Consider the following 12,420-nt stretch of genomic DNA (forward strand, 5'->3'; position numbering starts at 1 on the left):
TGCTGGTGCGACCGCAACCAAATTCCTATAATGGCCGCTTCAAAGGAACATCCATCTCATCGCCGTCCGAATGCTTCCGATCATCACGGGTAATACTATTTCATGAAGCTGTTCAAAAAGTTAATCGTACCGCTGGTCTGGCTTGCCCTCTCTCTCGGCGCTGCCAGCCTGCTAGTCGTGGTCGGCGCTGCACTCTATTTCGCTCCCGGTCTACCAGACGTCCGTCAGCTGCAGAATTTCGAACTGCAAACACCGCTGCGCATTTTTACGCGAGATGGCAAGCTTATCGGCGAATACGGCGACGAGCGGCGTATCCCTGTCGAGTTCGACGACATACCCGACGATATGATCAATGCCTTGCTGGCCGCTGAGGACAGCAGCTACTTCGATCACCCCGGTGTTGACCCCAAGGGTTTGGCCCGGGCGGCCTATGAACTGGCCGCCAGCGGTGGCGACATACAGTCCGGGGGCAGCACCATCACCATGCAGGTGGCCCGCAACTACTTGTTGAACCTCGATCGCACCTATACCCGCAAGATTCGGGAAATCCTGCTCGCCCTGCAGATGGAACAGGTGCTCGACAAAGGCGAGATATTCGAGCTCTACGTCAACAAGATCTTCCTCGGCAATCGGGCCTATGGGATTGCCGCGGCGGCCGAGACCTATTACGACAAGCCTCTCGATGAGTTGACGCTAGCCCAACAGGCGATGATCGCCGGTTTACCGAAAGCCCCCTCTCAATTCAATCCTCTCGCCAATCCGGAGCGCTCCTTGATTCGACGCAACTGGATTCTGTACCGGATGCGCGAGCTGGATTATATCGACCAGGACACTTACCAAGAGGCGGTCGCCGCCCCCGTGACGGCACGCCGGTTCTCGGCACAGGTCGAGGTCGATGCCCCCTACATGTCGGAGATGGCACGCCAGTTCGCTGTCGAACGCTATGGCGAGGAGGCTTACACCAGCGGGTATCATATTCACACGACGCTCGACAGCGAGCTCCAGCCAAAGGCCCAGGCTGCGCTGACGAAAGGGCTGATCGATTATGACACCCGTCACGGTTGGCGTGGCCCTGAGGAGACCGACCTGCCCGCCAGCCTCGTCGAGGCCCAGGAACAGACCGAACGTAGCGGGTTGGAAGAAGAGCTGTCGGAATCGCCTGAAGTCATGGAAACCGCCCGGCAGGCCGCTGAGAGCAGTGAGACGGAAATCGAAGGCATCGATGGCGATGTCAGCAACTGGCTGCGTGTGCTGGAACGAACACCGGGTTACGGACCGCTTCAACCCGCTATCGTCGTGGAAAGCGAAGGGCAGGAAATGCGGGTTCTCAACCGGGATGGCGAGCTGATCACACTTAACTGGGATGGCCTGGAATGGGCACGCCCCTATCAAAGCGCCAACAGCCGAGGAGCCGTCCCCTCTTCGGCCGCGGATATCGCCAGCCGCGGCGATCTCGTACGTATTCTCGAAAATGATGATGACGAATGGCGGCTTTCACAACGCCCCGATGCGGAAGGCTCGATCGTCGCCATCGAGCCCGATACGGGCGCCATTCGCGCCCTGCAAGGCGGCTTCAGCTTCTCGGCCAGCAAATTCAACCGAGCGACGCAAGCCAAACGGCAATCGGGGTCGATATTCAAGCCATTCATCTACCTGGCGGCATTGCAAAGTGATGAGATGACCGCTGCCACGGTCATCAACGATGCCCCCATCGTCATGGCCGATGCCGGCGACACCTGGCGTCCGGTCAACTCCGGCGGTGAATTCCGCGGACCGACACGCCTGCGCGAGGCTCTGGCCCAATCCCGTAACCTGGTGACGGTGCGTCTGTTGCGGCAACTTGGACTGGATCAGACCCGAGAGTTCCTGGAAGGGTTCGGCTTCGCCGGGGACCGACTCCCGAACGGTTTGTCACTCGCTCTGGGAAGCGCCGACTTGACTCCCCTGGAAATGACCAATGCCTATGCCGTGCTGGCCAATGGCGGCTTCCAGGTCTCTCCCTGGTTCATTGAGCGGGTCATCCGCGGTGGCGAGGATGGTGAAGTCGTAGACGAAGCTTCTCCCCGGGTCGCCTGCCGCGACTGCAGCGAGGATGATACCGAAGTGGAAATCGACGGCGAAACCTACGCCGTAGCACCACGAGTCGCGGATCCCGCCTCGGTATTCATCCTGCGCGACATGCTACGCGATGTCATCGAGCGCGGCACCGGTCGGAAAGCCATGGAATTGGGCCGTGAGGACATTGTCGGAAAGACCGGCACTACCAATGACTATCGGGATGCGTGGTTCGCCGGTTTCAACGACGACCTCGTCGCCACCGTCTGGGTCGGCAAGGACAACTATGAGACGACGGGGGAATATGGCGGCCAGGCCGCTCTTCCCATCTGGATGGACTTCATGGCCAGCGCCCTGGAAGACCGGCCCGAAGCCGCTCCGGAACGTCCGGAATCGATCGTCACGGAACGCATCGATCCGGAAACGGGACGGCGGCTGCATGACGGCCAGCAAGGGGGTATCGAGGAACTGTTCCGTGCCGACCACGTACCTGACTACCAACCACGTACCATGGACCGTGAACTCGAAGACGATAGCGGTTCCCAGGGTACCGGAACGTACGAAGCCATCTTTTGATGACTGACCGCGTCGGGTGGCAGGATTGCCGCCCGGCGATCGCTGATGACACATAGCCTGCGTGGAGCCCATCCATTCGATTGGCAACCCATGGAGCTTTTCGATGCCACTATTGATGGTGAGTCTGGCTGTTACGCTGTTCTTGTCGCTCAGCGCTTCCGTCAGCCATGCGGATCCGTTCTATTCCCCTCCGGCACCAGATGAAGAGGATCCCCACTTCAGCGGGGATATCGAGCTGGGATACACGCGATTGTCAGGTAACACCAATAGCCAATCGCTGATCTCGAAAGGCACCCTCACCTGGCTGAAAGAACGTTGGACACACAGCCTTCGCGGCGAGATCCGCAATGTCTCGAGGGATGATGAAACCAGTGCCGAACAGTATCTGGCCGCCTGGCGCGAGCGGTACGATTTCAACGGCCCCCATTATTTGTTCGGCTTCACTCGGTGGGAAAAGGATCGCTTCAGTGGCTATGATCAGCAACTGGCAGCCATCGGCGGGTATGGCCGTCAAGTGCTGGATAACGAGGCTCACAAACTGTCCCTGGAAATGGGGCCAGGATATCGGCGCGACACCCTCGCGGATAACCATAGCGTCGAAAACCAGGCGGTCGCCTACGGTGCCCTGGATTATGAATGGGACTTCTCATCAACGGCGTCATTGTCACAGGAGTTCTCCATGGAGGGCACTCAGGACAACGTCACCACGCGCTCGCTATCAGCACTGACAGCGAAACTCAATTCGCGGCTGGCGTTACGCCTATCCCATGAGATCAAGCGTAATTCACAGCCTCCTGAAGAGACCGATTCGCGACGAGACATGACAACCAGCGCGTCGATTCTGTATAGCTGGGAATGATGCAGATGAGAAAACGCCGGCCAAGGCCGGCGTTTTCCTGTGCTCGTCATGGCATGCAGGGCCATCAACCGTAGATGTCGTCAACACTCTGCAACGGATAGTTCGACGGATACGGCTTGCGCGCCACACCGGAATCCACTGCCGCCTGTGCGACTGCAGAGGCAACCCACCCCAACAGGCGGGGGTCCAATGGCGTCGGGATAATGTATCCGCGGCCATAGGAGAGAGACTCAATCTCATAGCCATCAAGCACCACTTGCGGCACTTCTTCACGCGCCAGGTCCTTCAATGCATGTACAGCGGCCACTTTCATTTCTTCATTGATGCGAGTAGCGCGAACATCGAGCGCTCCCCGAAAGATGAAAGGAAAGCCCAATACATTGTTAACCTGGTTGGGATAATCGGAACGACCCGTTGCCATGATCACATCATCGCGGGTGGCATTGGCCACGTCCGGATGTATCTCGGGATCCGGGTTGGAGCACGCGAACACGATGGGATTGGACGCCATGCTCTGAAGCTGTTCAGGTGACAGGAGGTTGGGGCCCGACAAACCGACAAAGACATCCGCACCGTCGATCGCGTCATCAAGGGTACGACGATCGGTATCGGTAGCAAACATGGCTTTGTACTGGTTGAGGTCCTCGCGACCGCCATGGATGACTCCCTTGCGATCGAGCATGTCGATATGTTCCGCCTTGGCACCGCAGGAAACCAGCAGCTTCATGCATGCCACGGCAGCTGCACCGGCCCCCAGACACACGATTCTGGCATCCTGGAGCGCCTTGCCGGCAATGTCCAATGCGTTCAGAAGACCGGCTGCCGTCACGATGGCCGTACCATGTTGATCGTCATGAAAGACCGGAATGTTACAGCGCTCGATCAAGGATCGCTCGATCTCGAAACACTCAGGCGCCTTGATGTCTTCCAGGTTGATCCCACCCCAGGTATCGGCAATGCGCGCCACGGTATCGACGAAGGCTTGCGGGCTCTCGGCATCGACCTCGATATCAACGGAGTTGATGCCGGCAAATTTCTTGAACAATACGCCCTTGCCTTCCATGACCGGCTTGCTGGCCAGCGGCCCCAGGTTTCCCAGGCCGAGAATCGCACTACCATCGGAAACCACTGCAACGAGATTCCCCTTACCGGTATAAAGGTAGGCATTTTCCGGGTCCTTGGCGATTTCGCGGCACGGTTCGGCCACACCGGGGCTATAAGCCAGGGCCAAGTGTTTTGCAGAATCGGTCGGCTTGGTCAGTTCAACGGAGAGCTTTCCGGGAATCGGCTGAGAGTGGTAATCCAGAGCCGCTTGCTTCTTGGCGTCAGTCATGCGTGTCGTCCGATCATGTCGTGAGGATGTCGCGCCAGAATATAGAAAAACCGTTCCGGCGACAACTTGCCTCAAGTCATTGTCTTTATTGGAGTTTGCTGAAAATCATGAAAAACATTTCCAATTATATATCAAACCTTATAGGCGCTTCGAAAACCATAAGATAGAGCTTATTCGATATGCGCCGTTGGCCCGTATGGTTGTCACGCTCAGAAACACGAGGCCCGCTCCTCTCGAGAAGCGGGCCTCGTGGCGCAACGCCTTCGGTAGAAGGCGCGGTGCGTTAGCCAAGTTTTGGCTCAGTTGCGACGAATCGCGGCTCCAAAGCGCTTGTTGAAACGCTCGACACGACCGCCGGTCGTTGCCTGTTTCTGCTTGCCGGTATAAAACGGATGGCACTGGGAGCACACGTCCAGGTAGAGATCCTGATCCGCGGTGGAGCCGACATCGAAGGTTGCGCCGCAAGAACATGTTGCGGTCACACGCTTGTATTCGGGATGGATAGCTTGTTTCATCGTCATGCCTCTTGAGCGGTATGCCGCCACCTGATCACGAGCCAGGCACCGCATACAGGTTATCAACCGCGGTTGCCATATGCAGCGCCGCGGACCGGTTATCTCAGGCGGGAAACGCCATAGAGGGCGCATATTCTAGCAGAGCCATTCCCGGAGGCCAATTGACAAACACGGATATCCACGTCCCCACCGTGCTAGGTGTTGCACTACCTACTCCGGTACGTCGCTTGTTCGACTACCGGCCTAACCAGGATGGGCCACCGACCGGATGGCGTCCCGGACAGCGGGTATGGGTGTCCTTTGGTCGTCGTGAGTTGGTCGGTATCATCATCGAATGTCGGCAGTACAGCGAACTGCCCGCTAGTGACCTCAAACCCATACTGGCCTGGATCGATGATGCGCCACTACCGGCCGACTGGTTATGGTTGGGGCGCTTTGCGTCGCGCTACTATCAGCATGCGCTGGGAGACACCCTCCACCAGAGTCTTCCGGCACGGCTTCGGCAGGGACGGCCACTGGCTGCCCGCACGCAGGAACGCTGGCATCTTACCGACAAAGGCAAAGGCGTGCGTGCCGCCGATCTGGGGCGTGCCAAACGCCAGGGTGCGCTGCTCGAATTGCTGCATCAGCACCCCCGAGGCCTGGTCCATTCGGCTATTACCGCACAAGGATTCACCCGGGAGCAGCTGGAGGGATTGCGCGACAAGTGCTTGGCTTATGCGCACGCCGAGCCGGTCATCGAGGCCCCGCGCCCTCAACATATCCTGGCGGAGCCGGCCTTGACACTCAACCAGGAACAAGCTGCGGCACGCGCTATCCTGCACGAGGGTCTGGACAGCTTTCATCCCTGCTTGCTGCATGGAGTGACCGGTAGCGGCAAGACGGAAATCTACTTGCAACTGATCGAGGCCGTGATCAAACGCGATCGGCAGGCGCTGATTCTGGTCCCCGAAATCGGCTTGACACCTCAGACGCTGACCCGTTTTCGACGACGTTTCCAGGTGCCTGTGGTTGCGATGCACTCCGGACTGACGGACACCGAACGTCTCGATGCCTGGTTCGCCGCCATGAGCGGTCGTGCTCCAGTCGTCATCGGTACGCGCTCGGCGGTTTTCACTCCCCTGGCCCGGCCGGGAGCCATCATCGTCGACGAAGAACACGACACCTCTCTCAAACAGCAAGACGGCCTTCGCTATCATGCTCGCGACCTGGCCTTGGTCAGAGCACGACATCATGGCATCCCGATCGTTCTGGGAAGTGCCACCCCCTCCCTGGAAAGCCTTGCCAATGCGCGTAGCGGACATTACCGACACCTTCGACTGACACAACGTGCCAGCCGCCACGCGCCGGCGCGCCTTGAGTTGGTCGACATGCGCGGACGTACGAATCGAGGAGGACTGATTCCCGGTGTGATCGATACCATCGAAGCGACACTGCGTGCCGGCCATCAGGTCCTGGTGTTCATCAACAGGCGTGGATTCGCTCCCACGCTGGCCTGCCAGTCTTGTGGCTGGATGGCCGAATGCAGTCACTGTGATGCGCGGCTTACACTGCACCGTCAGCCGCCTCTGCTTGCCTGTCATCACTGTGAAGCCCGTCACTCGCTCCCCGATGCCTGCCCTGACTGTGGCAGCGCCGACCTGCGTCCCTTGGGGGCGGGCACCGAACGGGCCGAGGAAACACTGGCCGACTTGTTTCCCGACACGCCGGTCCACCGAATCGACCGTGACAGTACGCGGCGTAAGGATGCACTGGAGCACACGCTCAACGAGGTCCGGCGCGGCACTCCCTGTCTCTTGGTCGGGACGCAGATGCTGGCAAAGGGCCACCACCTACCGCACGTTACCCTGGTCGTTGTGGTCAACGCCGATGCCGGACTTTATGCCAGCGACTTTCGCGCGCTGGAACACAGCGCCCAACTGCTCGAACAGGTCGCCGGGCGCGCGGGCCGGGCCCACCACCCCGGTCGGGTACTCGTCCAAACGTTGCACAGCGATGACCCACATCTCTCACTACTGGCCGAAAAGGGCTATGAAGCGCTGGCCGATTCGCTCCTGGAGGAGCGTCGCGTTGCGGCGCTCCCGCCCTATCGATACCTTGCCCTGGCGCGCTTCGAAAGCCCCCGCGAAGGGGATGTCATGGCATTGGCGGACACCGCTGCCCAGGCGGTGAAAGCCAGACTGACCGATCAGGCCCACACCCAATGCCTGGGTCCGGTGCCCGCGCCCATGGAGCGCCGACAAGGGCGTTATCATGTACAGTTGATGCTTTCCAGCACCCATCGGAGCAAGCTCCACGAAGCCAGCGCCTGGCTCATTGACTGGCTGGACAGGTCATCCCAGGCCCGGCGTGTCCGGTGGTCACTGGATATCGACCCACAAACGTTGAGCTAAAAAAGAAACACAAGCGGTGAGTTCGAAGAGTCGCCATCTCACGCATACTGTTCATGAGCCCCCGACGAAGCCGGCCAGGGTTTAAAGCCACAGCCCATTTGTCGATAATAGGCGGTCACCCACTGACGATACCGACGGTTTCACGTCTTCTGTACGAGATCATCACTGTCGACGACGACGTTACGCCAGAGCCACAGGACACTCGGATTCCATGAAAGAGACGATTACTGCGCTGCTCGGGGATGCGCTCAACACGCTCAAACAGCAGGGCGAAGTCCCCGATGACATCGACCCGACCATCAAAGTCGAGGCCACCAGGGACAAGGCTCACGGCGACTATGCCACCAACCTGGCCATGATGCTGGCCAAGCCGGCAGGCAAGAACCCGCGGGATCTGGCCAATGCATTGGTCGCAGCCCTGCCCGAGAGTGCGGCCATCCGACAGACGGAGATTGCCGGCCCGGGATTCATCAATTTCTTTGCAGCGACCGATGCCATGGCACAGATCGTTGCCCGGATACTCGATGCCGGCGACAGCTTCGGGCGCAACCTGACCGGCGCCGGCGAGAAAGTGCAGGTGGAATTCGTGTCCGCCAACCCTACCGGCCCTTTGCATGTCGGCCACGGTCGTGGCGCCGCCATTGGCGACAGCATCTGCCGACTACTGGAAGCAACCGGTCATGATGTAACCCGAGAGTTCTACTACAACGATGCCGGTGCCCAGATAACCAACCTGGCAAGGTCAGTTCAGGCTCGGGCCAAAGGGCTGGACCCCGAGGACGACGACTGGCCGGAAGACGGCTATCGGGGTGACTACATCATCGATGTCGCGAAGAGCTATCTGGCAGGCGAGACGGTCCATGCCGATGACCGCCACGTGACCGGAAAGACGGACCCCGACGATATCGATGCCATTCGCGACTTTGCGGTCGCCTACCTACGTCGTGAACAAGACCTTGATCTGAAAGCCTTTGGTGTCGAATTCGATGTGTACTTCCTCGAATCCTCTCTCTACGAGGATGGCAACGTGGAGGCGACTGCCAAACGCCTGATCGACGGCGGTCACACCTACGAAGCGGACGGTGCCCTGTGGCTGCGCACCACCGACTTCGGGGATGACAAGGATCGGGTGATGCGCAAGTCGGATGGCGAATACACCTACTTTCTCCCCGATGTTGCCTATCACCTCGACAAGTGGCAGCGCGGTTTCAAACAAGTCATCAATGAGCAAGGTGCCGACCACCACTCCACCGTGACCCGTGTTCGCGCCGGCTTACAAGCGCTGGAAACCGGGATTCCTGACGGCTGGCCGGACTACGTGCTCCACCAGATGGTATTGGTGACCCGATCAGGCGTCGAGGTCAAGCTGTCCAAACGAGCGGGCAGTTATGTCACGTTACGTGACCTGATCGATGAAGTCGGCCGTGATGCCACACGCTATTTCCTGGCGGCGCGACGTGCCGATTCGCAATTGACATTCGATATCGACCTGGCTCGCTCGCAATCGAACGACAATCCGGTCTACTACATCCAGTATGCGCATGCCCGCGTCTGCAGCGTTCTGCGTAAAGCGGAAAACGAGGGGCAGAGGTTCGATCATGACCTTGCCATGGATCATCTGTCACAGTTGACGACCGACCAGGAGAAGGCACTGATGAATCGCCTGTCCCGTTACCCCGAGGTCGTCGCCCACGCTGCACGAAGCCATGAACCACAGCATGTCGCTCAATACCTCCAGGAACTGGCAAGCGATTTCCACACCTGCTACAACGCCGTCAAGGTCATGGTCGAGGATCCCTCTCTCCGTAATGCTCGCCTGGCACTGGGGCTGGCCACACGCCAGGTAATCCGAAACGGGCTCGACTTGCTGGGTGTCAGTGCTCCAGAGGAGATGTGATCGATGGCGGCTCGCAAAGGGGGTTCCAGGCGTGGTGCTACCACGCGCAAGCGGTCAGCGAAAAAGCCCACACATTCCGGCCTGCCTGGCTGGCTCTGGGGGGTCGGTGGGCTGGTGGCCGGCTTTTTCCTGGCCCAGTACATGCAGGACTCGGCTCCCGAGCCGTTGGCCACCGTACTGCCCAAGACGCCCTCGCCGGAGCGCACCGCCACACCCGGTGAGTCGGGTGGCTCCGACACAGAGACCAACGGGGGCGAGTCGGGCGAAATGCCGACTTTCGAGTTCTACACGCTGCTCCCGGAATCCGAGGTCGTTGCGCCCGGAATGGAAAACGTGGTCGATACCGCAACGGCAACGGCCGACGCGACAACGGATACCGGAAGCACCGAGGACAGTGGTGATGAAGATGCATCGGATCCGATAGCCGCAGAGCTCGCCCGTATCGCCGATGCTGATGACGGTAGCGGCGACGATGGCGATACGAATCAGCGCTACATGCTCCAGGCCGCTTCATTTCGCCAGTCAAGCGATGCCGACGGGATGGCCGGGCGTTTGCGGGATGTCGGGCTGACAACGAGTGTCAATGAAGTGCAGACCAATGATGGTAATACCGTCTACCGTGTCCAGGTCGGTCCCTATCAGAACGACAAGGAACTCAATCGCGCCCAGGACCTCATGATGGCACAGGGCATTGAACCCTTGATGATTCAAGTACGCAATTGAGTTGGCCGCGGTAGCGGTCTCATGTGGGATAATCTAACCAGAGACGCTTGATTTTACCCGACCCTGCCCACACGTCACGGATAACGTTTCCAATGGCGCCCTGCCTGACGACGGCACCGGGTGCCCAACCATATCGGGGCTGGCTCATACCTCCCCTCGCGACGGAGCCTCTCAATGACCACCATCGTTTCCGTACGCCGCGGTGAACGGGTTGCTTTGGCCGGCGACGGCCAGGTATCACTGGGCGATACCGTACTCAAGGGCAATGCCAGTAAGGTACGACGCCTTTATCGAAGCCAGGTGCTGGCCGGCTTTGCCGGCGGAACAGCCGATGCTTTCACACTGTTCGAACGCTTCGAAGCCCAGTTGGAGAAACATCAGGGCCACCTGGTCAAATCCGCCGTGGAGCTGGCCAAGGATTGGCGCACCGATCGTGCACTGCGCAGACTCGAGGCCATGCTGGCGGTTGCCGACAAGCATGCCTCACTGATCATCACCGGTAACGGCGACGTGGTCGAACCCGAGCGGGGCATCATCGCTATCGGATCGGGTGGCAACTTTGCTCTGTCCGCCGCCAGGGCATTGCTTGAAAACACCGATCTGTCGGCCCGCGACATCACCGAAAAATCTCTGGAGATCGCCGGCGATATCTGCGTCTATACCAATCACCAGATTACCTTGGAAGAGCTTTGAATCATGACCCAGATGACCCCCCGCGAGATCGTCCACGCGCTCGACCAATTCATCATCGGTCAACAAGAGGCCAAGCGCGCCGTCGCCATCGCACTGCGAAATCGCTGGCGTCGAATGCAACTGGACGACGACCTGCGCCCGGAAGTGACGCCCAAGAACATCTTGATGATCGGTCCCACAGGAGTGGGCAAAACCGAAATCGCTCGTCGTCTTGCCAAGCTGGCACGTGCCCCCTTCATCAAGGTGGAAGCCACCAAATTCACCGAAGTCGGCTATGTCGGTCGGGACGTCGAATCGATCGTGCGCGATTTGACCGAAGCCGCGATCAAGATGGTACGTGAGCAGGCCAAGGAGGAGGTCCGTCACAAAGCCGATGACGCCGCCGAGGACCGGATCCTCGATGCGTTGCTCCCACCGCCACGCGGGCAGGAGGATCAACCTCGTACCGAGAACGCGACTCGCCAGACATTCCGCAAGAAGTTGCGTGAAGGACAACTCGACGACAAGGAAATCGACATCGAGGTCACCCCCCAATCCGGCGGCATCGATATCATGACACCGCCGGGCATGGAGGACATGACCAATCAACTCCAGAGTCTGTTTGCCAACATGGGCAAGCAAAAGACCGAAACCAAACGGGTGACCGTCAAGGATGCCTGGCAACTGTTGCGTGATGAAGAGGCTGCCAAGCTGGTCAACGAAGAGGAGATCAAACGTCGTGCCATCGATGCGGTGGAGCAACACGGCATCGTCTTCCTCGACGAGCTCGACAAGGTCGCCAAAGGCAGCGGCCAGTCGAGTGGCGGCGATGTCTCCCGTGAAGGTGTGCAACGCGACCTTCTGCCCCTGATCGAAGGCTCCACGGTATCGACAAAGCACGGCATGGTGCGTACCGATCACATCTTGTTCATTGCCTCGGGTGCCTTTCACCTCTCCAAGCCTTCGGATCTGATTCCCGAGTTGCAGGGCCGTTTGCCGATCCGGGTCGAGCTCGAGGCATTAACGCCGGATGATTTTCAGCGCATCCTCACAGAGCCGTCTGCAGCCTTGACCAAGCAGTACCAGGCACTCCTGGCAACCGATGGGCTGGACGTCGTGTTCACCGAGGACGGGATCCAGCGAATCGCAGAAATCTCCTGGCAGGTCAACGAAGGGACCGAAAACATCGGTGCCCGCCGGCTGCATACCGTCATGGAACGCTTACTGGATGAAGCGTCCTTCAAGGGGGGAGACCTGGGCAGCCCATTGACCATCGATGCCACGTACGTCAATCAGCAACTGGGGGAACTGGCCGTCGACGAAGATCTGTCGCGGTACATTCTTTAACTACAGCCGTGAACCAGCAGCTGTAAGCAAGAGTGGAGGGTAAGGTGTCA

General features: G+C 59.3%; 9 protein-coding genes. 7 read left to right on the forward strand and 2 right to left on the reverse strand.

Features of this window, described 5'->3' with window-relative positions:
* The first annotated feature begins 102 nt into the window (after positions 1-102).
* Together BLW01_RS05340 and BLW01_RS05345 are read left to right on the forward strand one after the other, a co-directional pair.
* Positions 103-2,631 carry a penicillin-binding protein 1A gene (locus tag BLW01_RS05340; protein WP_092568448.1) on the forward strand — a complete coding sequence of 843 codons (2,529 nt, stop codon included), beginning with the start codon at positions 103-105 and terminating at the stop codon, positions 2,629-2,631.
* 103 nt (positions 2,632-2,734) lie between these two features.
* Positions 2,735-3,490 carry a DUF481 domain-containing protein gene (locus BLW01_RS05345; protein ID WP_229806388.1) on the forward strand — a complete coding sequence of 252 codons (756 nt, stop codon included), beginning with the start codon at positions 2,735-2,737 and terminating at the stop codon, positions 3,488-3,490.
* 64 nt (positions 3,491-3,554) lie between these two features.
* Here the strand turns inward: BLW01_RS05345 and BLW01_RS05350 are convergent, their stop codons facing one another.
* Both BLW01_RS05350 and rpmE read right to left on the reverse strand, forming a co-directional pair.
* A complete protein-coding gene (locus BLW01_RS05350; RefSeq protein WP_092568449.1) occupies positions 3,555-4,823 on the reverse strand; it encodes a malic enzyme-like NAD(P)-binding protein in 1,269 nt (422 codons plus the stop codon).
* A gap of 299 nt (positions 4,824-5,122) precedes the next feature.
* Entirely contained in the window at positions 5,123-5,338 is a 216-nt protein-coding gene (gene rpmE, locus BLW01_RS05355; RefSeq protein WP_092568450.1) for a 50S ribosomal protein L31, read from the reverse strand.
* A 20-nt stretch (positions 5,339-5,358) separates the two neighbouring features.
* Here rpmE and BLW01_RS05360 point away from each other — a divergent pair, with 20 nt between their 5' ends.
* The 5 genes from BLW01_RS05360 to hslU all read left to right on the forward strand — a co-directional run bounded on the left by BLW01_RS05360 (position 5,359) and on the right by hslU (position 12,370).
* Positions 5,359-7,731: a primosomal protein N' gene (locus BLW01_RS05360; RefSeq protein WP_092568451.1), complete on the forward strand. Its 2,373-nt coding sequence runs from the start codon at positions 5,359-5,361 to the stop codon at positions 7,729-7,731.
* Between the two features lie 211 nt (positions 7,732-7,942).
* Positions 7,943-9,628: an arginine--tRNA ligase gene (gene argS / locus BLW01_RS05365; RefSeq protein ID WP_092568452.1), complete on the forward strand. Its 1,686-nt coding sequence runs from the start codon at positions 7,943-7,945 to the stop codon at positions 9,626-9,628.
* A gap of 3 nt (positions 9,629-9,631) precedes the next feature.
* Positions 9,632-10,351, forward strand: coding sequence for an SPOR domain-containing protein (locus BLW01_RS05370; RefSeq protein ID WP_092568453.1), 720 nt, complete (start codon positions 9,632-9,634; stop codon positions 10,349-10,351).
* A gap of 174 nt (positions 10,352-10,525) precedes the next feature.
* Positions 10,526-11,044: an ATP-dependent protease subunit HslV gene (hslV, locus tag BLW01_RS05375; protein ID WP_092568454.1), complete on the forward strand. Its 519-nt coding sequence runs from the start codon at positions 10,526-10,528 to the stop codon at positions 11,042-11,044.
* Positions 11,045-11,047: 3 nt separating this feature from the next.
* On the forward strand, positions 11,048-12,370 hold the full coding sequence (gene hslU, locus BLW01_RS05380; RefSeq protein ID WP_092568455.1) for an ATP-dependent protease ATPase subunit HslU: 1,323 nt from the start codon (positions 11,048-11,050) through the stop codon (positions 12,368-12,370).
* Positions 12,371-12,420 lie beyond the last annotated feature (50 nt).

The organism is Aidingimonas halophila, assembly GCF_900106955.1.
Lineage (GTDB): Bacteria > Pseudomonadota > Gammaproteobacteria > Pseudomonadales > Halomonadaceae > Aidingimonas > Aidingimonas halophila.